The sequence below is a fragment of the Bradyrhizobium sp. LTSP849 genome, assembly GCF_000938255.1.
Classification (GTDB): Bacteria; Pseudomonadota; Alphaproteobacteria; order Rhizobiales; family Xanthobacteraceae; genus Bradyrhizobium.
The window spans coordinates 11,582-33,251 of sequence record NZ_JYMR01000020.1 but is presented as its reverse complement, the minus strand read 5'-3'; the positions used below and the strand labels follow the sequence as shown (position 1 = coordinate 33,251).

The following is a 21,670-nucleotide window of genomic DNA, read 5'->3' as shown; positions in this document are numbered from 1 at the left end:
GAGTCTTTGCGAGGCACCATAACTCTCATTGATAAAGCTCCCTTTCGGAAGAGGCTAAATCTTGAAGCTCTTTGTCTGCCAGGCCTGCGGCAACGTCCTCTATTTCGAGAACCGCGCCTGCGAACGCTGTGGCCACCGGGTCGCCTTCCTGCCGGAGAAGGAGACGATGTCGGCGCTCGAGCCCGATGGCGAGGCTGATGGTGTGGCTTGGGCGACGCTCGCCGACAAGGGCAAGGGAAGGATGCTGTGCCGCAATGCCGAGCATGATGCCTGCAACTGGCTGACGGATACGGGCGATGGCACCGGTTATTGCCGCGCCTGCCGCCATAACGGCATCGTGCCGGACCTGTCCGATCCCGCGCAACTCGCCGGCTGGCGCGAGCTGGAGATGGCCAAGCATCGGCTGTTCTATTCCCTGATCCGCTGGAAATTGCCGCTCCAGACCCGGCAGGACAATCCCGAGCACGGCCTGATCTTCCACTTCCTTGCCGACAATCTGAACAGCGGTGAGAAGATCATGACCGGCCATGACAACGGCCTGATCACGATCGCGCTCACCGAGACCGACGAGATCGAGCGGGAGCGACGCAGGCTGGAGATGGGCGAGCCGTATCGCACGCTGCTCGGGCATTTCCGCCACGAGGTCGGACACTATTTCTGGGACGTGCTGGTGCGCGACGGCGACAGGCTCGAAGAATGCCGCGCGGTGTTCGGCGACGATTCGGTCGATTACGGCCAAGCCTTGCAGCGCCATTATGCCGAAGGCGCACCGCCGGACTGGCAGCAGAACTATGTCTCGGCCTACGCCACGACGCACCCCTGGGAAGACTTCGCCGAAACCTGGGCGCACTATCTCCACATCGTCGACACCCTGGAGATGGCTTCCGAGTTCGGCATGGAGGTTCGGCCGCGGGTGGACCGCGATGGGGAGTTGTCGACGCGCATCCGCTTCAACCCCTATGAGGCAAAAGACGTCCAGACGCTCGTTGACGCATGGCTGCCGTTCACCTTCGCCATGAACAGCGTCAACCGCGCGATGGGGATGCGCGACCTCTATCCGTTCATCCTGTCGCCCGCGGTGGTTGCCAAACTGGGTTTCATTCACGGCCTGGTCCGGGACGCGGCCAAGGCCAAGGGGCGTTAGAAGCTGGGGGCTCGGCAGGGCCGGTTAGGCCCCGGTCTGGTACCCAGGGAGGTGGATTTTGACCGTTGCCTCCGCCCCATTTTGATGTACCACGGGAGCCACACGGCCCATCCCCATAGGCCCCAACGGTCAGGGAAGGGTCCCGCCCAAGGTCGAGACTCAAGAAAAGCATGTTCAAACGCATTCTGATCGCCAATCGCGGCGAAATCGCCTGCCGGGTCATCAAGACCGCTCGCCGCATGGGAATTCAGACGGTTGCGGTCTATTCCGAGGCCGACCGCGATGCCCTCCATGTCGAGATGGCCGACGAGGCCGTTTTGATCGGCCCGCCCGCTGCCGCCGAGAGCTATCTGGTGATCGAGAAGATCGTCGAGGCCTGCCGCAAGACCGGCGCCGAGGCCGTGCATCCCGGTTATGGCTTCCTGTCCGAGCGCGAGGCGTTTCCGCGCGCGCTGGAGGCGGCCGGCATCGTCTTCATCGGCCCGAACCCGGGCGCGATCGCGGCGATGGGCGACAAGATCGAATCCAAGAAGGCCGCCGCCAAGGCCAAGGTCTCGACCGTGCCCGGCTATCTCGGTGTGATCGAGGACGACAAGCACGCGGTGCGCATCTCCGACGAGATCGGCTATCCCGTGATGATCAAGGCCTCCGCCGGCGGCGGCGGCAAGGGCATGCGCATTGCGCATTCGAAGGCCGAGGTCGCCGAGGGTTTTAATCTCGCCAAGGCCGAGGCCAAGGCCTCATTCGGTGACGACCGTGTCTTCGTCGAAAAATTCATCGTCAATCCCCGCCACATCGAGATCCAGGTGCTGGGCGACAAGCACGGCAACGTCATCTATCTCGGCGAGCGCGAATGCTCGATCCAGCGCCGCAACCAGAAGGTCATCGAGGAAGCGCCGTCGCCGCTGCTCGATGAAGCCACCCGCCGCAAGATGGGCGAGCAGGCGGTCGCGCTGGCCAAGGCCGTAAATTACGATTCTGCCGGCACCGTCGAATTCGTCGCAGGGCAAGACAAGAGCTTCTTCTTCCTGGAAATGAACACGCGTCTCCAGGTCGAGCATCCCGTCACCGAGCTCGTCACCGGCGTCGACCTCGTCGAGCAGATGATCCGCGTTGCCGCCGGCGAGAAGCTTGCGCTTGCGCAGAAGGACGTCTCGCTCAAGGGCTGGGCTGTGGAATCGCGCCTCTACGCCGAAGATCCCTTCCGCAACTTCCTGCCGTCGATCGGGCGCCTGGTGAAGTATCGCCCGCCGGCGGAAGTGAGCAAGGACGGCATCACCGTCCGCAACGACACCGGCGTGCAGGAGGGCGGCGAGATCTCGATCCATTACGATCCGATGATCGCCAAGCTCGTCACCCATGCGCCCTCGCGCGCCGCGGCGATCGAGGCGCAGGCGACCGCGCTGGACTCGTTCTATGTCGACGGCATCCGCCACAACATCCCGTTCCTGGCGGCGCTGATGCACCATCCGCGCTGGCGCGAGGGCAACCTCTCGACCGGGTTCATCGCGGAAGAATTCCCCAAGGGATTTGCTGTGCGCGCGCCGGAAGGCGAGGTCGCGCGTCGCATTGCGGCGGTCGGCGCCGCGATCGATCACGTGCTCGGCGAACGCAAGCGGCAGATCTCGGGCCAGATGGGCGGCCGCGTCGTGCAGCGCGAGCGTCGTCGCGCGGTGTGGCTCGACCGCCAGGAGATCCTGCTTGAGGTCGCGCGCGAGGGCGATGCGATCGCGGTGCGCTTCGTCGATGCCGACGGTAAGACCGGCAATGCGCATCTGTTGCAGTCGCCGTGGAAGCCGGGCGATCCGGTCTGGCAAGGCACCATCGACGGCCACGTCGTCGCGGTGCAGGCGCGCCCGATCGCGAACGGCATCCGCCTCGCGCATCAGGGCGTCGAGGTGCCGGTCTATGTCTGGACCGAAGCGGAAGCCGCGTCGGCACGGCTGATGCCGGTGACGACGGCCTCCGACACCGGCAAGAAGCTGCTTTGTCCGATGCCCGGCCTCGTGGTCTCGATCGCGGTGACCGAGGGGCAGGAGGTCAAGGCCGGCGAGACGCTCGCGGTCGTCGAAGCCATGAAGATGCAGAACGTGCTCCGCGCCGAGCAGGACGGCACCGTGAAGAAAGTCCACGCCAGCGCCGGCGCAACGCTCGCGGTGGATGCGCTGATTTTGGAGTTTGCGTAGGGTGTGAGTGGGGTAGGCGGTCGGTCTCCCCAAGCGCCGTCATTGCGAGGAGCCCTTAGCGACGAAGCAATCCAGTCTGTGTCCGCGGATGCATTCCTGGATTGCTTCGCTTCGCTCGCAATGACGGAGTATGCTGCGGCCTCCGTGACCCAATCGAGACAGCACCATGGCCTTCCGTTCCCGCCGCGAAAAACTGCGATCGATCCTGTCGGGCTCGGCCTGCATCCATCCCGGCTCGGTCTACGATGCCATCTCGATCCGCATTGCCGAGGACCTCGGCTTTCCGCTCGGTATGTTCGGCGGTTCGGTCGCTTCGCTCGCCGTGCTCGGCGACCCTGATATCACGCTGATCACGCTCACGGAGCTTGCCGAGCAGATGCGGCGGATGTCGCGGGCGGCGGCGCTGCCGGTGCTGGTCGATGCCGACCACGGCTATGGCAATGCACTCAACGTGCGCCGCACGGTGCAGGAGCTGGAGACGGCGGGCGCTGCCGGCCTCACCGTCGAGGACACGTTGCTGCCGGGGGCTTTCGGCGAGACGAAAGCGCAGTTGATCTCGCTGGAAGAAGGCGTCGGCAAGATGAAGGCGGCACTCAGCGGCCGCAGCGATCCCTCGCTTGTCATCATGGGCCGCACCGGCGCGGCCTCGATCAGCTCGCTCGACGACACCATCCGCCGCGCGCAAGCCTATGAGGCCACCGGTGTCGATGCGCTGTTCTTCACGGGCATCAAGTCGCGTGCCGAGTTCGAGGCGATTGTCGCCGCTACGAAGCTGCCAATCGTGCTGGGCGGCGCGCCGGAGGAATTGAACGCGCTCGACTATCTCGCCGCCCAGCGCGTGCGCATCGCACTCCAGGGCCATGCGCCGATCGCGGCCGCGACACAAGCCGTTTACGACACCCTGAAGGCGCTGCGCGAGGGCACGCCGCCGAAAGCGCTCAGGGGTCTCGCATCGTCCGAGTTGAATGGCCGCGTCATGCGCGAGTCTGACGTCAAGGCGCGCAGCGCCGACTTTCTCGGGCTAAAAAAATGAGCCGGGTGATCCTCCAGGTCATGATCAGCGGCCGCGTCCAGGGCGTCGGCTATCGGGCTTGGGTCGAGTCCCAGGCAGTGGCCTGCGGGCTTGAAGGTTGGGTCCGCAACCGCCGCGACGGCAGCGTCGAGGCACTGTTCGCTGGCGTGCCGAATCACGTCGCCGACATGGTGGCACTGTGCCGCCACGGCCCGCCGTCCTCGCGCGTCGACAATGTCACCAGCGAGACCGCCAATGTGGACGAGTTGAACCTGCGCAGGGCAGGGGAAGCATTTTCGGTGTTACCGACGGTGTAGCAGCTTTATCGCGGCAGCTTCGAAATCGCCTCGCTCAGCTCGTGGATCTCGTAAGGCTTGCGCAGGATCGGAAAATCGCCGCGGACGTCGGCTGCGGCTTCGCTGTAGCCGGTGGCGAGCAGGATCGGCAGGCCGGGGTGGATCTGGCGCAGATGATGGGCGAGGCCGAGCCCATCCATCTTGCCGGGCATGACGATGTCAGAGAACACGAAGTCGACGCCGTTGTGCTCAAGCTCGCGCAGCGCCGATTCTGCATCGGAGACGCGGCGGACGCGGTAGCCGAGCTGCTCCAGCAAGCCGATGCTGACAGTCGCGACCTCGGGATTATCCTCGACCAGCAGCACTGTGCCACTGCCGCGGAACGACGATGCCTCTGCCGTTTCCCGCACCGGCGCGTCCGTTCCGCGCGGCAATAGGATGGTGAAGGTGGTGCCTTTGCCGAGCTCACTTGCGACCTTCACGGTGCCGCCGGCCTGGTGCGCGAAGCCATGCACTTGGGATAGACCGAGACCCGTGCCCTTGCCGATCGGCTTGGTGGTGAAGAACGGCTCGAAAATCTTGTCGATGACGTCGGAGGGAATCCCGAGCCCGGTGTCGGCGACGTCGATCGCGACGAATTCGCCGGTCGGCAGCGTCTCGTCCAGCGCGACGTTGCGGGCGCTGATCGTCACCGTGCCGCCGTCGGGCATCGCATCGCGGGCATTGATGACGAGATTGAGCAGCGCCGTCTCGAGCTCGGAGGCGTCGGTCCTGATCGGCCAGACATCGCGGTCGATGTCGAAAGCAAGACGCACGGAACTGCCGACGCCGGCATCGAGCACCTCGCGGATCGCCGCGATGCGATCGGTAAAATCGATCGCCTGCGGATTGACGCTCTGACGCCGCGCGAAGGTCAGGAGCTGACTGGTCAGCGCGGCGCCGCGCTTGGTCGCGGTCTCGATCGCCGAGATCGCGCGCTGAAGCTTGGCGTCGTCGGCGGCGTCCCTCTTCAGGATGTGAAGGCTGCCGCTGATGATCATCAGGAGGTTGTTGAAGTCGTGCGCAACGCCGCCGGTGAGCTGGCCGAGCGCGTCGAACTTCTGGGACTCGGCGAGCTGTTTCTGCATCACCTCGAGCTTGACCTGGGTGTTGCGGCGTTCGGTGATGTCGCGCGTGATCTTGGCATACCCGATGAGCCGGTCGTCCTCATAGATCGGGTCGATCACGACGCTCGCCCAGAAGAAGGTGCCGTCCTTGCGGACGCGCCAGCCTTCCTCCTCGTAGCGGCCCTTGTCCCGGGCAATGCCGAGCGCCCGCGCAGGCTTGCCGTTGGCCCGATCGACCTCGGTGTAGAAGCGGGAAAAATGCTGACCGACGATCTCTTCGGATGAATAGCCCTTGATGCGCTCGCCGCCGATGTTCCAGCTCGTGACGATCCCCGAGGGGTCGAGCATGTACAGGGCGTAGTCGGCAACCCCTTCAACCAACAGCCGGAAACTGCGTTCGCTTTCGAACAAGTCTCGCAGTTGACTGGACTTTTTGAACATTCCTGAAACCCCGCCTCGACCGGTGCAAACGTGGGATGGACCCATTTGTTCCCGGTCCCTGGAACAATTTTAGGCAAGTACGCTGGTCCGTATGCATGGAAAGCTGTGCGCGGACCGCTTGACATCGGCACAGTCTCGTCAGATATTTCTGTTATGACAGAAACAACCGGAAAGAAGAAACTCCCCGTCGCCGTCGAGCGCTTCATCCTGCATTGGGGCGATATGGGCGACGGGTGGGGCGTCAACCGCTCGGTCAGCCAGATCCACGGGCTGCTCTATCTGGCGGAAGCGCCGATGACCGCCGAGGACATCGCCGACACGCTCGGCATGGCGCGCTCCAACGTCTCCAACTCGATCAAGGAGCTGCTCGCCTGGAACCTGATCCGTCGGGCGCCGATCCTCGGCGACCGCCGCGATCATTACGAGGCCGAGACCGACATCTGGGAGGTCGCGGCGCGGATCGCGGCGCGGCGCAAGGAGCGGGAGCTCGATCCGGCGATCACGGCGCTCAGGGCCTGCGTGTCCGACGCCGCCGACGATCCGGCCATCAGTCCGGTCGCGAGCAAACGGCTGAAGGAGATGCTCGCCTTCACCGAGCTCGCCGACCACTGGTTCATGCAGATGCTGAAAGTGCCGCGGCCGCGGCTGGTCGCCTTGATGCGGCTTGGCGAGAAGATCGCCAATTTGCTGCCGCTGGGCAAAGCCAAATAGCGTTGGGGAGGGTTGCGATGACGTCGGCAAGATTATCAGGCTCCAACGCACCTCCTTCCGCTCACATCAAACTGCTCGACGATCGGCGTTTTCGCGCACTGTTGTCGGACGAGGATTGGGGCCGCCTGCCGCTCGCGACCTGGCGGCGCTTTTCCAAACGCGTCGCCGATGGCGACAGCGTCGTCTATGTCGGCGTGGTCGACGAGGTCGGCTTCAGCGACATCGGCTGGTGGTTCGCCCAAGCCGCGCGTCTGATCGGCGGTCCGCTGCCGACCGGCCGCGACACCGGTGTGCCCATGATCGTCACCGTCACCGAGGACGGCGCAACCGGCGGCCAGACCTGGACCCGCATCTGCGCGCGCAAGCGCGGCTTTCCGCAAGTGATCCATTCCGCCAAACGCTCCGGGCTCGAAGAGTATGTCGGCTTCGGCGTCTCGATGGCGCTGCGCATCGTGGTCGAAGGCCAGACGCTGACCTTCCGAAGCGCCGGCTACGGCCTCCAGTTCGGAAGCTTGTGGATCCCGCTGCCGCAATGGCTCACGCCGGGCGATCTCACGGTGACGCATAGCGATCTCGGCGAGGGCGCCTTCCGCTTCACTCTCGATGTCGTTCATCCGCGTTACGGCGCGCTGATCCACCAGTCCGCAATGTTCAGGGAGGCCGTATCATGACGCCGCTGTTGTGGACCCTCATCGCTATTCAGATCGTGATGGGCGTGTTCGACACCTTCTATCACCACGAATTCACCGAGCGCCTGGCCTGGCGCCCCTCGCAGCGTTTTGAACTGAAGCTGCACGGCATCCGCAACATGCTCTATGCGCTGTTGTTCCTGCTGCTAGGCTGGCTCGAGGTTTATGGCTTGCTGGCGCTGCTGATCGTCGCAGTCCTGGTCGCCGAGATCGTCATCACGCTGATGGATTTTGTCGAGGAGGATCTGAGCCGGAAGCTGCCGCCGAGCGAGCGGATCAATCACACCCTACTGGCGATCAACTACGGCGCCATCCTGGTGCTGCTGTTGCCCGTGCTGATCGATTGGGCGATGCAGCCCTTCGGGGTGACCGTCGTGTACCAGGGCCTGCTTAGCGTTGCCGCGACGGCCTGCGCGGTCGGCGCGGCGCTCTGTGGTATCAGGGATTTTGCGGCGATGCGCCGGCTCGGCCGCATGAAGAGCGTGCCCGCACACGGACTTGTTGACAAAATTCCAGGCCGCAAGACCGTGCTGATCACCGGCGCGACCGGCTTCATCGGGAGCCGCCTTGCAGCAAGCCTCAGCGGGGCAGGGCATCACGTCATCGCGGTGATCCGCAACCCCGCCAAGGCCGAGATGTTGCCGCCGCCGGTTACGCTGATCACTAGCCTCGATCAGCTCGTCTCGGACACGCATATCGACGCCATCGTCAATCTCGCCGGCGAGCCGATCGGCAACGGTCTGTGGACCGAGGCGAAGCGCGCGAAAATTATCAACTCGCGCATCGACATGACCGGTGAGATCGTAAAACTGATCGCGCGGCTCGACCACAAGCCCGATGTGCTCGTCAGCGGCTCCGCGATCGGCTGGTACGGCTTGTGGGCCGACCAGGTGCTGACGGAGTCCGCGAAATCGCACGCCTGCTTCAGCCACGAGCTGTGTGCGGCCTGGGAGAAAGCGGCGCGGCCGGCGGAGGAGCTCGGCGTTCGCGTAGTCTGTTTGCGCATCGGCCTCGTGCTGGGCACGGAAGGAGGCTTCATCACGCGCATGCTGACGCCGTTCGAGTTCGGCCTCGGCGGTCCCCTCGGCACCGGGCGGCAGTGGATGTCGTGGATCGAGCGCGACGACCTCATCCGGCTGATCGCTTATGTGGTGGCAACGCCCGATCTCGCCGGCCCCGTCAATGCCACCGCGCCGATCCCCGTCACCAACGCAAAATTCACCGAGGAGCTCGGCCGCCGCCTGCATCGGCCCGCCGTGTTCCGCATCCCCGGCGGCCTGCTGCGCCGGATCGGCGGCGGCCTTGCCGACGAACTCCTGCTCGGCGGCCAGCGCGTGCTGCCGAACAAGGCGCTCAGCCGCGGCTTTGTGTTTCGGCACGAAACGTTGCGCAGCGCGTTCGAGGCGATCTTGTGAGAGCGCGCGGCGTCATCCTGCTGCCACACTGCGAAACGTCGCTGCCACCGCGCGCAGCGCCGCCAGCTTTGCGGGATCGCTGACCTTCGAATGCAGCATCACCTTGGAGCTGCCGAGTTTCGGCAGCTTGTGTGCAGGCCCGATATCGACCAGCCCGGCTGGCGCGATCCGTCGTGCCAGTGGTGCGATCGCAAGTCCGGCGAGCGCAGCCGCGACCACCGCCGTGACGCCGCCGCCGACAAAGCGCTCGCGCCAGGCGATGCCGGCCTTGTCGAGCGCGCGCACGGCGATGGCGCGGACGCCGCAGGGCGGGGCGAGCGTCGCAAGCGGCAGCGGCTCACCAAGGGGCAAAGTGAAACGTCGTGATGCGAACCAGCCGAATTCGTCCTCGGTGAGCTTTTCACCGCCGCGCCGGCTGCCTTCCTGGCGGACGATCACCGCATCGAGCTGGCCTGCGTCATAGGCATCCTGCATCTCGCGCGAGAAGCCGATTGTGACGGCCAGCGTGAGTTTTGAGGACATCGCGTGCAGGCGTTCGAGCAGCGGTACCAACTCGGGACCTGCGGCATGATCGGAGATGCCGAGCGAAAGCGACTGTACCGCCGAAGCCTCGCCCGACAGCGCGCGGTCATGCGCCTGCATCAGCGCACGGGCGCGATCGAGGAACGCCGCGCCGTCGGCCGTGAGCCGGACCGCGCGCGGCGACCGTTCGACCAGCCGCTTGCCGAGCAGCGTCTCCAGCCGTTGCAGCTTGAGGCTGACGGCCGCCTGCGTCGTGCCGAGTGCCTCGGCAGTGCGGGTAAAGCTCTGGAGGTCGGCGACCAGGAGGAAGGCCTGGACCGTGGCGATGTCGAGTGTTGCTGTCATTATGAATGATTATCACTGATATCAATAGAGATAAGATACCAAAATGATGGTGGGAGGTCTAGCTTCTCGTCAACGCCGCACGAACCCCGCGCGACATTCTGAGGAGAACGACCATGCCGCTGATCACCGTGTCCTACACCAGCTCCCGCCAATCGCCGTCGCTGAAGGCCGACATCGCCAACGCCGTGTCCGAGCTCACCGCAAAGATCCTGCACAAGGATCCCAAGGTCACCGCCGTCATCGTGAAATCGGTCGAGGCCGGCGACTGGTTCGCCGGCGGCAAGTCGCTCGCCGAGCAAAAGCTCGCGAGCTACTGGATCGACATCCACGTCAGCGAGGGCACCAACACCAAGGACGAGAAGGCGGCCTATCTCGCCGCGATGTTCAGGCGGATGGCCGAGATCCTGGGCCCGCTGCATCCCGAGACCTATCTTCACGTCGACGAGGTCAAGGGCGATGCCTACGGCTTCGGCGGCCTGACGCAGGAGCGCCGCTACATCGCCGGCAAGCTCGAGGTTTCGCTGAAGGCGGCGTGATGCCGCAAGCCGCGGGTGAGCATCTCACCCGCGGCCCAAGCTCGCAGGGAGCGTCAGGTCGCCGCCCGGAACTGAACTTCGGAATTGTTCAGGAAACAGGTCTTGTCGAACAGCTTCAAATCCAGCGGGTTCGGCAGCCGGACATCGCTGAGGTCGGGGCAGGGCTTGATCGAGGGATCATAGGATCGATCGATCTGCGAGATGAAGACGACGATCAGCCCCTTGTCGCGTGCGAACGACTTCAGCGCGCGCACCTGAACGGTCAGGTCGGGGTTTTCCCGCCTCTGGTCGAGCAGTTGCAGATAGTCGATCACCACGACCGTGCCGCGGGGAGCCGCGGCCATCTGCTTGACGACGTAATCGGCGCTGATGGCATCGGAGCAATCGACTTCGAACATGTCAGCGAATTGCGCCGGGTCCACGCCGATCGCGCGCAAGCGGCCCAGAACATCCTTCTCAGTGTATTCGAGCGAGAAGAATGCGGCTCGACTTCCCGTCCTCATCGCCTCGACGGCAAGTTCGAGGCTCATCAACGTCTTGCCCTGACCCGGGCGCGCCCCGACCAGTACCAGATCACCCGGTTGAAATTGCGGGAAAAGTCGATTGGCCGGCGTCGCTGCGGCGGCTTTCGCTGCGAGCATGCTCCAGGCGGAAAACCCTTCCGTCGTGGCGATGCGGTCAAGCGCATCGTGGAGCGGAATGCCTTCCTCGCGCGACATGCGTTTCGCCTTGCGCTTCAGATGATAGATGGGTGCAGACAGTCTCATCGTAAAAACCTCCCATTGCGAGCAGAAGCGCAATCCCTCCTTATGCCTGGCGCTCGAACAGTCGGTCCGATGATCAACTCGCCCGGCATGAAGTCTACTTTCCCGGCGGAGGGGGGAGGCGTGGGCGACACCGGAAACAAGCGTAGCCGATTCCGCGCTCACGGAGAACGGCGCCTGTGCGTGTCCAACAAGAAAGCGCTAGACGGCCGCTTCCGGCACCAGCGCGCGGGTCGGCCCGAACAGCTCCTCAAAGGCCTGCCGGAGCGAAATGTCGACGTCGGCCAACGTGACGAGCTGGCCGAGATCGACCAGCGAGGTGACGCCGTAGCGGGGATCGGCGACGCCGCAGGGCACGATCCCTGCGAAATGCGCAAGCTCCGGCTCGACATTGATGGCGATGCCGTGGAACGAGACCCAGCGCTTGAGCCGGACGCCGATGGCGGCGATCTTGTCCTCGTGCCCCACGCCCTTGTCGGGCCGCTTCACCCAGACGCCGACCCGGTCCTCGCGCCGCTCGCCGCGCACGTTGAAGGCGGCAAGCGTGCGCAGGATCAACTCCTCCAGGCTCGCGACATAGGCCCGCACATCCGGCCGGCGGCGCTTGAGGTCGAGCATGACATAGGCCACCCGCTGGCCCGGGCCGTGATAGGTGAGCTGCCCGCCGCGCCCGGTGGCAAAGGTGGGAAATCGCGCATCGAGCAGGTCGGACGCCTTGCCTGAGGTGCCGGAGGTGTAGAGCGGCGGATGTTCGAGCAGCCAGACCAGCTCCGAGGCTTCGCCCGCCGCAATCGCGGCGACGCGCGCTTCCATTTCGGCCACGGCCTCCGGATAGGGGACAGGGGCGTCCGAGATTCGCCATTCGACGGGCTCGCCACCTGCGGCGGAAAACGACGTCAAATCCAAGTCTTGGCGGGGATTTTGGGGCGAATTAACCATTGGCTAACCATAACCGGGTGATGATCGCAGGCGCAAATACCAAGATGCCAAGTCCTTTGGCGTAAGTCCCAAGTTGCGGTGGTGCTGACAGTGCCTACTCTCGACAAAGTCACCGTGGATCTCATGGTCGTCCTCGGAACGACCACCATGCCGATCCATCAAGTATTACGTCTTTCCCGCGGCGCCATCATCGAGCTGGACGCAACCGAGGCCGACGAGGTCAAGGTTTTGGCGAATAATCTCCCGGTCGCTTCCGGCGTCGTGCTGGTCGACCGCAACCGGATCGCGGTCGAGGTCAAGCAGATGCTGCCACGCACGGCTGGCATGCGGTAGCGGCCCGGGGCACGCCGTAGCGGCCCGGGCACCCGGTAGGGCGGGCTCGGCGCTCAGGAACTTTCTTCCCAAGCTTGTGGAATTCGGGGCCTTTGCAGGCTTGTACCCCTCTGATGGATTTGTTAGATCGGCGCCGTTGATCCGGCAGGCCTCAAGCCTTAAGCCGGCATCCCCAAAGCGCTCGTGGCGGAATTGGTAGACGCGCTGCCTTGAGGTGGCAGTGAGTAAAATCGTGGGGGTTCGAGTCCCTCCGAGCGCACCAGCCTCTAAATTCAGTATTGATATTGTTGAGCTTTTTGCTCGACCGGGTCCCGTTTTGAACGCGGTGGGAACGTATCCCCGGGTTTGAGCGGCGGGGCTTGGATGGTGCTGCCCTGGGTTGGTGGCCGAGATCAGCGATCCGACTCCACTGTCACCGATTCATGCGGTTCCCCTTGGCTCGACGGGGCAACTTTGCGGTTTGCTTGTCGGGGCGCGAGCCGCTGGTCGACTTGCGCAAGAAGCGCACGAACGCCTGGGTGGCTGGCGCGACTTCGCGTCCGGATCGGGTGATGAGCGTGATGTCGCGTGCAATCGCCGGCTCCAGAGGCGAACCGGAAATATCGAGGGATTGCGCGCCGGACCAAGCGTATGTCGGAAAGACGCCGATGCCGAGCCCAGCCTCCACCAAGGCCAGCGCGGTGGTGATCCAGGTCACCTCATAGGCGGGCACAAGTTTGATGTGAGCAGCCTCGAAGCCGACCTCGACGAGTATCCTGATTCCGCTGTCACGCGTCAGCGTCACCAGGGGCAGACCTTCAAGCTCCTTCCAGTGCACGGACTTCCGTTTGGCGAGCGCGTGATTGGGCGCGCAGAACACCATCAGATTGTCACGGGCAAGCAGGGTCGACGTGATGCCTTCCTCGCCGGCGTGGAACGTCCCGACGCCACAATCGACTTGCCCTGAGCGTACCATCTCGACGATCTGGTCCGATCGTGCATCGATCAAGCGGACCGTAATCCCGGGATATTTCTCCTGGAAGTCGACAATCGCCTTGGGGACGACCGCAGCCGCGAGCAGGGGTGGGGCCGCGACAATGACGCGCCCGCGTTTGCGTTCCGCAAGGCCTTGCGCGTTGCGCGCTGCGATGTCGAGCTCTTCGATGGCCTTCGCGGCGATCGTGCGGAATTCGGCTCCGGCTTCGGTCAGTTCGACCCGGCGGGTCGTCCGGTCAAAAAGGCGGATGCCCAGTTCGGCTTCCAGATCGCGGACCTGCTGCGATAGCGCCGGCTGCATCGTGTGCAATTGTTCGGCGGCGCGGGTGAAGCTGCCGAGCGCGGCGACCTGGAGGAAAGCATTGATCTGGCGGATGGTGATGTTCATCATTCATATCGAATACGTTATCAATCGATAATAATTATAGCGATTGCCGCCTAGACGCCAGTGCCCCTTAATCGCGTCACGACATGGATCGGCCGCTCCGCGCGGGACATCTTTCGATCCATGCTGGTCTGACCGATGTCGAGGCGCCCAATGCTCCAGTATCCCGATCTTCAACTCTATATCGGCGGCTCCTGGCGACGGGGCACGCCCGGTCAGCCCGTGTTCAATCCAGCCGATGAGAGCGTGATCGGAGCCATTCCGGCAGCTTCGCGATCTGATCTCGACGACGCGATCGCAGCCGCGGCGGATGGCCTCAAGGTCTGGAGCAAGACGTCGCCGGCCAGGCGAGGGGAGATCATCCGAAAGGCGGCCGCGCTGATGCGCGAGCGGATCGAGGAGATCGCATTCGCGATCACACTCGAGCATGGCAAGCCGATCGCCCAGGCGCGTCTCGAGGTAATCCGGGGCTGCGAGTTTTTCGAGTGGGACGCCGGCGAAGGGCAGCGCACCTATGGCCGGGTGATCCCGAGCGAACCGGGGATCAAGTACATCGTCGTCCACCGGCCGATCGGGGTCGTCGCGGCGTTCTCTCCGTGGAATTTCCCGATGAGCCAGCCCGCGCGCAAGATCGGCGGAGCGCTCGCGGCGGGCTGTTCCATCATTCTGAAAGCGGCCGAAGAGACGCCGGCGGGCGCGCTGCACATTGCAAGGGCCTTTCACGATGCAGGCTTGCCCGCGGGTGTCCTCAACCTCGTCTTCGGTGTGCCGTCCGATATTTCGGAATACCTCATTCCGCAGGATCCGATCCGGCTGGTGGCTTTCACCGGCTCGACTGCCGTCGGCAAGAGACTGACCGAGATGGCGGGACGCCACGCGAAACCGGTGTTGATGGAATTGGGTGGGCACGCACCGGTCATCGTTTGCGACGACGTCGATCCGGTCGAGACCGCAATCATGTCAGCGGTGCGCAAGTTCAGAAACGCTGGGCAAGTCTGCACCTCGCCGACGCGGTTCTTCGTGCAGCAGCCTCTCTATGAGCGCTTCGCCAAGGCATTCGCGGAGAAGGCGAAGGCGATCACGGTTGGGCGCGGTCTCGATGAGGCCACGGAGATGGGACCGCTGGCCAATGGCCGCCGGGTGGAGGCGATGGAAATGCTGGTGGCCGATGCCAGGGCGAAGGGCGCCAGGGTTCTCGCCGGCGGCGAACGGCTCGGCAATCGCGGCTATTTCTTCGCGCCGACCGTGCTTGCGGACGTGCCGGATGACGCCAGAGCGATGCGCGAGGAGCCGTTCGGCCCGCTGGCCCTGATCAATCCCGTGGAGACGCTGGACGACGCCATTGCCAAGGCGAACGCACTGCCGTTCGGGCTTGCTGCCTACGCATTCACCAACTCTGCGCGCAACGCGGATCGTCTCGCCGAGGATGTCGAGGTCGGCAATTTCTCCATCAACACCCTGGAGGCGTCCGTCGCCGAAACGCCGTTTGGTGGCGTGAAGGAGAGCGGGTTCGGCCGCGAAGGCGGTGCCGAAGGTCTGTCGCATTACACGATCGTGAAGAACGTGTCGCATCGGCTCACATAAGGCGCCTCACCGGGGATCGCGGGGCGGGCAAAGATCGATAAGGATCGAACAGCCATGAAGTACGCAAAGAAGGACGCAAAAGCCTACGCCAGATCCCACATGAAGGGGATTTGGGCTGCCGTGCTGATGCCGTTCAAGCCGGATCTCTCGATTGACGAGGAGGGCTTCCGGAGCAACGTCGCGCACTGGACCGGTGAGCTCGGGATCGACGGGCTTTTCATCGCCGGCAAGCAGGGCGAATTCTTCTCGATGTCTCTCGACGAGCGCAAGCGCTCCTTCGAACTGGCGGTCGCGGCTTGCGAAGGGCGAGGGGCGACGATCATGTCGTGCTCGGATCAGAATATGGACGTCGTGATCGAACTCGCGAGGCACGCGCAGAAGATCGGTGCCGACTATATTGTTGTCCACGCGCCCGTGTTGCATTTCTTCAAGGCGCAGGAAGAGACGGTCTTCAACTACTACAAGACGATCGCCTCAAAGGTCGATATTGGCATCGCGCTGTGGAGTCATCCGGACAGCGGTTACCTGTTGTCGCCGGAGCTTTGCAATCGGCTCGCCGATATCGAGAACGTGGTCGCGATCAAATACAGCGTCCCGCGCCCGATGTACCAGGAACTGACCCGTCTTGCCGGTGATCGTATCCTGGTCAGCACCGCTTCCGAAGAGGAGTGGTTCGACAACATCGTGGAGCTCGGTTGGCAGCTTTATCTCTGTTCATCGCCGCCGTATCTCCTGCAGTCCGCCACGGACCGGCGCATGCGCACCTACACTGATCTGGCCTTTGCGGGCCGAATCGAGGAAGCGCGCGCCGTACGCGACAGCCTCAACCCGGTGCGCGCCGCTCTGCATCGCACGCGGCCGCTGGAAAAGCCGCAGGCGCATCAGAAGTATTGGCAGGAGCTGCTTGGACAGGCTGGCGGCGCGGTTCGGCCACCGCTGCTGCCGTTGACTGACGAGGAGCGCGCCGCGACCCGTCGCGCGTTCGAGGCGTGCGGTTTGCAGGTGACACCGCGGCAAGCGGTCGGTTGAATTCGCGAGCGAGAGCGCGAGGAAATTCGGTGGCGGTAGGAGAGAATCGATGAGCAAATTGGGACGGTTGCAGGCCTTCAATTTCTCCAAATGGATCGACGAGCACCAGCATCTTCTGAAGCCGCCGGTCGGCAACCAGCAGGTCTGGAAGGACGCAGATTTGATGGTCACGGTGGTCGGCGGCCCCAACCAGCGCACGGATTTTCACGACGATCCGGTCGAGGAATTCTTCTATCAGCTGCGCGGCAACATGGTGTTGAAGGTCGTTGACGACGGCAAGCACTACGACGTGCCGATCAAAGAGGGAGAGATCTTCCTGCTGCCGCCGCATGTGCGCCACTCGCCGCAGCGGCCGCAGGAAGGTTCGGTCGGTCTCGTGGTCGAGCCGAAGCGCCCCGACGGCGTGCTCGACGCATTCGAATGGTACTGCTTCGAGTGCGAAGGGCTGGTGCACCGCGTCGAGGTGGATCTCGATAGCATCGTCGACGATCTGCCGCCGCTCTACAGCGCTTTCTACGGCGACGAGGCGGCGCGCACTTGCCCTCACTGCAAGACGCTGCACCCCGGCAAGATACCCCCGGCGGGGTGGGTAAAACTCTAGGCGCGTTCGGGACAACACGGGGGATCACATGAAGAGCTTCAACGTTGCCGCCATGGCGGTTCTGGCTGTGCAGGCCGCCTGGGCGGCACCGGCGTCCGCGCAGGATGAGGTCAAGATTGGCGTCATCACCTCGCTGTCCGGTCCGGGCGGCTATCTCGGCCAGGATATCCGCGACGGCATTGCGCTTGCGGTCCAATTGGGAGGCGGCAAGCTCGGCGGGGTGCCGGTGCAGACCATCGTCGAGGACGACGGCGCCAAGCCGGGGCAGGGCAAGCAGATCGTCGATCGCTTGCTGAAGAACGACAAGGTCAAGATCTTCACGGGCATCGTGTTTTCCAACGTCGCGGGTGCCACCGTTCCCGACGTGCTCGACGCCGGCGCATTCTACGTCAGCCCCAATGCGGGACCATCGACCTTTGCGGGCAAGGAGTGCCACCCCAACTACTTCGTCGTATCGTGGCAGAATGACTCGCTGCACGAGAGCGCGGGCCAGCTTGCCAACCAGCTCGGATACAAGAGCGTCTACCTGGTGGCCGCCAACTATCAGGCCGGCAAGGATGCGCTCGAAGGCTTCAAGCGCTTCTACAAAGGCAAGGTCGCCGGCGAGAGTTTCACGCGTCTCGATCAGACCGACTTCGCCGCCGAGTTCGCTCAGATCCGGGCAGCCGGTCCGGAAGCGGTTTTCCAGTTCGAGCCCGGGGGGCTGGGCATCGCGTTTCTGCGTCAGTACCAGCAGGCCGGCCTGACGGACAAGATCCCGATGGTGGTCGCGGCGCCATCGCTCGACGCTGTGACGCTCTCGGTCGTGGGCGATGCAGCGCTTGGCGTCAACGTCACGTCGCACTGGAATTCGGACTTCGACAATCCCGCGAACAAGGCATTCGTGGCGGCCTGGGAACAGGCCTATCACCGACCGGCGACCTATTATGCGAGCCAGGGATACGACACGGCGATGGCGATCGGCGCCGCGCTGAAAGGCGTCGGCGGGAAGCTGGATGATGCCAACGCGTTTCGTCAGGCCATGATGAAGGCCGACTTTCAGTCCGTACGCGGCAGCTTCAAGTTCGGCCCGAACCGGCATCCCGTTCAGGACTGGTACGCCTTGAAGGTCGAGAAGGGCGCAGACGGCAAGCTCGCGCTCGTGACCAAAAGCAAGATCCTTTCGGATCACGGTGATGCTTACGCAAAGGAGTGCAAATTCTGATCGCCGGCGGCCGCGCATGTCACGCGCGCCGCTTGACTGTCCCGTTACGTCGAACCTGACGCGGATTGCCGCATGATCATCCTGGAGCAGATACTCAACGGCGTGCAGTTCGGCCTGACGCTGTTCCTGATGTCCGCCGGACTTACCCTGATTTTCGGGATCATGGGCGTGATCAATCTCGCGCATGGTTCGCTCTACATGATCGGCGCCTATGCGGCGGCGTTGACGGCTGTCCGCACCGGGTCGGTCTGGCTCGCGCTGGTGGGCGGACTTGCCGCGGCGGCGCTGGGCGGGATCGTCATCGAATTTGCCGTGGTGCGGCGTCTCTACGCGCGAAATCATCTCGATCAGGTGCTGGCGACCTTCGCTCTGGTCTTGATCATCAACCAGGGCGCCAACATGCTGCTCGGCCGCCAGCCGTTGTTCGTTGCGATGCCGCCGGCGCTGTCCGGATCAGTCACGCTGCTGCCCGGGCTGACCTATCCGGTCTACCGCCTGCTGGTCATCGCGGTCGGGGCCACCGTCGCCGCGGGATTGTTTGCAATGATCCACGGGACCCGCATCGGCATGCTGGTGCGTGCGGGCGCGACGCATCGCCAGATGGTCCGCGCGCTCGGCGTGAATGTCGCGCTGCTCTATACCGCCGTATTCGGCATCGGTGCGCTGCTGGCCGGGCTCGCGGGCGTGATCGCTGGGCCGATCACCTCGGTCCAGGTCGGGATGGGTGAGCAGGTCCTGATCCTGGCGTTTGTGGTCGTCGTGATCGGCGGCCTCGGTTCGGTGCGCGGCGCCTTCTTCGGCGCCATCGCTGCGGGCCTCGTGGACACGCTGTCGCGGGCCTTCCTGCCGACGCTGTTCCGCCAGATCATGGACGGCTCCAACGCCGACGCACTGGCGAGCGGCATGTCGGCGATCAGCATCTATCTCCTGATGGCGCTCGTGCTGTTGATGCGCTCGCAGGATCTTCTCGCGGAGAAGTCATGACGTCGGATACGCTGGAAGCGCGGCGCTCGGGACGGACATACGCTTTCCCCATGTCGCGTATCGTCATCTTCGTGATTGCGGTCGCAATCCTGGCTTTGGTGCCCGCTGGCGCGACCGCGTTGCACATGCCGTCGGTGACGGGCTTTGCGACGCAGGTGCTGATCTATGCGATCGCCGCGATGAGCCTGAACCTCATTCTGGGTTACGGCGGGATGGTTACCTTCGGCCACGCAGCGTTCTTTGGCGTTGGCGGCTATGTGCTTGGCATCCTGTACCAACATTCCGCCCAGCGCAGCGCCTTTCTCGCTCTGGTGCCGGGCACCGACAATCTGGCGGTCGCTCTGCTGGCGGCCGTGCTGATCGGCGCGGCGACGGCAGCGGTGATCGGCAGCCTGTCGCTCCGGACGAGGGGCGTGCCGTTCATTATGATCACGCTTGCATTCGCGCAGATGCTGTTCTTCCTGTTCGTGTCACTGAAGACCTATGGCGGCGACGACGGATTGATGATGCGCCGGCGCGACGTCGTTCCGTTCGTCGATGCTCGCGACGATATCAGCTACTACCTGATCTGTCTGACGCTGGCTGTCGGCTGGCTCGTCCTCACCTGGTGCCTGGTGCGTTCCAGATTTGGGGCCGTGCTGTCGGGACTTCGGCAGAACGAGCGCCGCATGATGGCGATCGGCATCGCGCCTTATCGCTACCGCCTGGTTGCGTTCGTGATTGCGGGGGCTGGCGCGGCTCTCGCAGGGGCGCTGATGGCGAACTATTTGCGCTTTGTCAGCCCGGACATGATGCATTGGACCAAATCGGGCGAACTGATGATGATGGTCATCCTCGGCGGCGCCGGAACGCTTTTCGGTCCGATTCTGGGCGCGGCTGCGATGCTTGCGCTGGAGACCGCGCTCGCGGCCTATACCGAGAACTGGCAATTCTATCTCGGCATCATCCTGCTGGCGGTCGTGATGACCACACGGGGAGGCCTCTCCGCGTTGCTCGATCGAGCGAGTGGCCGATGACGTCGCCGATGCTCGAACTGCGAGGGGTGTGCAAAAGGTTCGGCGGCCTGACGGCGACCGATGATGTCTCATTGGCGATATCGCCGGGTGAACTGCATGCGATCATTGGTCCCAACGGCGCAGGCAAGACCACGTTGCTCAACCAGGTGGCGGGCGAGTTGCGTCATGACGCCGGCGCCATTCTGCTCGACGGCCACGAGATCGGCACGCTGCCGCCTTGGGAGCGGGTAGGGCGTGGTCTCGCCCGGACTTTCCAGATTACCCAACTGCTGCCGGACGAAACCGTCCTGGACAATGTCACATTGGCGGTGCAGGTCCAACGCGGTCACAGCTTCCGTTTCTTCGCCGACGCGCGGAGCGATCCTGATGCGCATGCGCAGGCAACGCAGTTTCTTCAGGACGTCGGCCTCGCCGCGAGCGCTTCGGTGCGCGTGGCTGATCTCGCGCATGGCGAACGCAAGCAGCTCGAACTTGCGGTGGCGCTTGCCACTCGCCCGTCACTGCTCCTGCTCGACGAGCCGATGGCCGGCCTGAGCTTCGTGGAAAGCCAACACATGGTGGCGTTGCTGCGCAGGCTCAAGGGACGGGTCACCATGGTGTTGGTCGAACACGATATGGATGCGGTGTTCGCATTGGCGGACCGCATCTCGGTGTTGGTTTATGGGCGGGTGATGGCCACGGGCAGCAGCGACGACGTCCGGGCGAACCCGGCTGTCCGGACTGCCTATCTCGGCGAGGACGGCGACTGATGCTAAAGCTCTGCAACGTCCGCGCGGCATACGGTACGAGCCAGGTGCTGTTCGATGTCAATCTGGAGGTGCCGGACGGCAAGATCGTTACCTTGCTCGGGCGTAACGGCATGGGAAAGACGACGACCGTGCGGGCCATCATGGGGCTGCTGTCGCCCGGTGAAGGCGTGAGCTTCGACGGTCAACCGATTGGGCGCGCTGCTCCGGAGGCGATCGCGCGGCGCGGCATCGGACTGGTACCGGAGGGGCGTCTGGTCTTCCCGACCCTGACCGTGCGCGAGAACCTGGTCGCGACCGCGGCCAATCGTGCCGGGCGCGCCGAACCATGGACCGAGCAGCGGATCTACCGGCTGTTTCCGCGACTGGGGGAACGGGCGAAGCAATATGCCGGGACGCTCTCCGGCGGCGAGCAACAAATGCTCGCCATCGGCCGTGCGCTGATGACCAACCCAAAACTCCTGATCCTCGACGAAGCGACCGAGGGCCTCGCCCCGATCATCCGCGGCGAGATTTGGCGCTGCATCGCGGCGCTGAAGGCGCAGGGACAGTCGATCCTGCTGATCGACAAGAACATGGCGGCGCTGAAGCGGCTCGCCGATCACCATTACGTCCTGGAGAAGGGCCGCACCGTGTGGAGCGGCGACAGTGTCGCGCTTGAGCGCGATGCCGCCAGCGTCGAACGCTTCGTCGGGCTGTGATTGCCA

General features: G+C 64.1%; 22 protein-coding genes and 1 tRNA gene. 18 read left to right on the top strand and 5 right to left on the bottom strand.

Annotated elements, in window-relative coordinates; translation table 11 throughout:
• Positions 1–61 precede the first annotated feature (61 nt).
• From UB31_RS15625 to UB31_RS15610, 4 genes are all read left to right on the top strand, one after another.
• Positions 62–1,144 (top strand): zinc-binding metallopeptidase family protein, encoded by a 1,083-nt coding sequence (locus tag UB31_RS15625; RefSeq protein ID WP_045011475.1) that lies wholly within the window; start codon positions 62–64, stop codon positions 1,142–1,144.
• Positions 1,145–1,314: 170 nt separating this feature from the next.
• The gene (locus UB31_RS15620) at positions 1,315–3,330 is read left to right on the top strand and encodes an acetyl-CoA carboxylase biotin carboxylase subunit (protein WP_045011474.1); all 2,016 of its coding nucleotides are present in this window, start codon (positions 1,315–1,317) and stop codon (positions 3,328–3,330) included.
• A gap of 166 nt (positions 3,331–3,496) precedes the next feature.
• On the top strand, positions 3,497–4,363 hold the full coding sequence (locus tag UB31_RS15615) for an isocitrate lyase/PEP mutase family protein (protein WP_045011473.1): 867 nt from the start codon (positions 3,497–3,499) through the stop codon (positions 4,361–4,363).
• The gene (locus UB31_RS15610) at positions 4,360–4,659 is read left to right on the top strand and encodes an acylphosphatase (protein ID WP_045011472.1); all 300 of its coding nucleotides are present in this window, start codon (positions 4,360–4,362) and stop codon (positions 4,657–4,659) included. The genes UB31_RS15615 and UB31_RS15610 overlap by 4 nt, the downstream gene beginning before the upstream one ends.
• Before the next feature lie 5 nt (positions 4,660–4,664).
• Here the strand turns inward: UB31_RS15610 and UB31_RS15605 are convergent, their stop codons facing one another.
• Positions 4,665–6,185 (bottom strand): PAS domain-containing hybrid sensor histidine kinase/response regulator family protein, encoded by a 1,521-nt coding sequence (locus UB31_RS15605; RefSeq protein ID WP_045008108.1) that lies wholly within the window; start codon positions 6,183–6,185, stop codon positions 4,665–4,667.
• Between the two features lie 153 nt (positions 6,186–6,338).
• Here UB31_RS15605 and UB31_RS15600 point away from each other — a divergent pair, with 153 nt between their 5' ends.
• From UB31_RS15600 to UB31_RS15590, 3 genes are read left to right on the top strand one after another with little or no spacing between them, the layout of a single operon-like run.
• Positions 6,339–6,896 (top strand): GbsR/MarR family transcriptional regulator, encoded by a 558-nt coding sequence (locus UB31_RS15600; RefSeq protein WP_045011471.1) that lies wholly within the window; start codon positions 6,339–6,341, stop codon positions 6,894–6,896.
• Positions 6,897–6,913: 17 nt separating this feature from the next.
• Positions 6,914–7,567, top strand: coding sequence for a DUF4166 domain-containing protein (locus tag UB31_RS15595; RefSeq protein WP_045011470.1), 654 nt, complete (start codon positions 6,914–6,916; stop codon positions 7,565–7,567).
• Entirely contained in the window at positions 7,564–9,000 is a 1,437-nt protein-coding gene (locus UB31_RS15590; protein WP_045011469.1) for a TIGR01777 family oxidoreductase, read from the top strand. The genes UB31_RS15595 and UB31_RS15590 overlap by 4 nt, the downstream gene beginning before the upstream one ends.
• Positions 9,001–9,012: 12 nt before the next feature.
• Here the strand turns inward: UB31_RS15590 and UB31_RS15585 are convergent, their stop codons facing one another.
• Complete coding sequence (locus tag UB31_RS15585; protein ID WP_045011468.1) at positions 9,013–9,867, bottom strand: LysR family transcriptional regulator; 855 nt, start codon at positions 9,865–9,867, stop codon at positions 9,013–9,015.
• Positions 9,868–9,980: 113 nt separating this feature from the next.
• Here UB31_RS15585 and UB31_RS15580 point away from each other — a divergent pair, with 113 nt between their 5' ends.
• Complete coding sequence (locus UB31_RS15580; RefSeq protein WP_045011467.1) at positions 9,981–10,403, top strand: tautomerase family protein; 423 nt, start codon at positions 9,981–9,983, stop codon at positions 10,401–10,403.
• Between the two features lie 53 nt (positions 10,404–10,456).
• On the opposite strand, the gene UB31_RS15575 is transcribed toward UB31_RS15580, so the two are convergent.
• Positions 10,457–11,170, bottom strand: a complete 714-nt coding sequence (locus UB31_RS15575) for a DNA helicase (protein WP_045011466.1) — start codon at positions 11,168–11,170, stop codon at positions 10,457–10,459.
• A 198-nt stretch (positions 11,171–11,368) separates the two neighbouring features.
• Positions 11,369–12,106, bottom strand: a complete 738-nt coding sequence (gene lipB, locus UB31_RS15570) for a lipoyl(octanoyl) transferase LipB (protein ID WP_045011465.1) — start codon at positions 12,104–12,106, stop codon at positions 11,369–11,371.
• Positions 12,107–12,196: 90 nt separating this feature from the next.
• Here lipB and UB31_RS15565 point away from each other — a divergent pair, with 90 nt between their 5' ends.
• Positions 12,197–12,439 carry a FliM/FliN family flagellar motor switch protein gene (locus UB31_RS15565; protein ID WP_045008771.1) on the top strand — a complete coding sequence of 81 codons (243 nt, stop codon included), beginning with the start codon at positions 12,197–12,199 and terminating at the stop codon, positions 12,437–12,439.
• 177 nt (positions 12,440–12,616) lie between these two features.
• Positions 12,617–12,701 (top strand) — tRNA-Leu (locus UB31_RS15560).
• Positions 12,702–12,851: 150 nt separating this feature from the next.
• Here the strand turns inward: UB31_RS15560 and UB31_RS15555 are convergent.
• Positions 12,852–13,805: a LysR family transcriptional regulator gene (locus UB31_RS15555; RefSeq protein ID WP_063775631.1), complete on the bottom strand. Its 954-nt coding sequence runs from the start codon at positions 13,803–13,805 to the stop codon at positions 12,852–12,854.
• Between the two features lie 147 nt (positions 13,806–13,952).
• Here UB31_RS15555 and UB31_RS15550 point away from each other — a divergent pair, with 147 nt between their 5' ends.
• The 8 genes from UB31_RS15550 to UB31_RS15515 all read left to right on the top strand — a co-directional run bounded on the left by UB31_RS15550 (position 13,953) and on the right by UB31_RS15515 (position 21,664).
• Positions 13,953–15,383 carry an NAD-dependent succinate-semialdehyde dehydrogenase gene (locus UB31_RS15550; protein WP_045011464.1) on the top strand — a complete coding sequence of 477 codons (1,431 nt, stop codon included), beginning with the start codon at positions 13,953–13,955 and terminating at the stop codon, positions 15,381–15,383.
• Between the two features lie 54 nt (positions 15,384–15,437).
• Complete coding sequence (locus UB31_RS15545; RefSeq protein ID WP_045011463.1) at positions 15,438–16,412, top strand: dihydrodipicolinate synthase family protein; 975 nt, start codon at positions 15,438–15,440, stop codon at positions 16,410–16,412.
• A 58-nt stretch (positions 16,413–16,470) separates the two neighbouring features.
• The gene (locus UB31_RS15540; protein ID WP_045011521.1) at positions 16,471–17,013 is read left to right on the top strand and encodes a 3-hydroxyanthranilate 3,4-dioxygenase; all 543 of its coding nucleotides are present in this window, start codon (positions 16,471–16,473) and stop codon (positions 17,011–17,013) included.
• A 28-nt stretch (positions 17,014–17,041) separates the two neighbouring features.
• A complete protein-coding gene (locus UB31_RS15535) occupies positions 17,042–18,217 on the top strand; it encodes an ABC transporter substrate-binding protein (RefSeq protein WP_045011462.1) in 1,176 nt (391 codons plus the stop codon).
• Positions 18,218–18,289: 72 nt separating this feature from the next.
• Entirely contained in the window at positions 18,290–19,201 is a 912-nt protein-coding gene (locus UB31_RS15530; RefSeq protein ID WP_045011461.1) for a branched-chain amino acid ABC transporter permease, read from the top strand.
• Complete coding sequence (locus UB31_RS15525; RefSeq protein WP_245305994.1) at positions 19,198–20,217, top strand: branched-chain amino acid ABC transporter permease; 1,020 nt, start codon at positions 19,198–19,200, stop codon at positions 20,215–20,217. Before UB31_RS15530 ends, UB31_RS15525 begins: the two co-directional genes overlap by 4 nt.
• On the top strand, positions 20,214–20,966 hold the full coding sequence (locus UB31_RS15520) for an ABC transporter ATP-binding protein (protein WP_045011459.1): 753 nt from the start codon (positions 20,214–20,216) through the stop codon (positions 20,964–20,966). The genes UB31_RS15525 and UB31_RS15520 overlap by 4 nt, the downstream gene beginning before the upstream one ends.
• Positions 20,966–21,664, top strand: a complete 699-nt coding sequence (locus tag UB31_RS15515; RefSeq protein WP_045011458.1) for an ABC transporter ATP-binding protein — start codon at positions 20,966–20,968, stop codon at positions 21,662–21,664. Before UB31_RS15520 ends, UB31_RS15515 begins: the two co-directional genes overlap by 1 nt.
• Positions 21,665–21,670 lie beyond the last annotated feature (6 nt).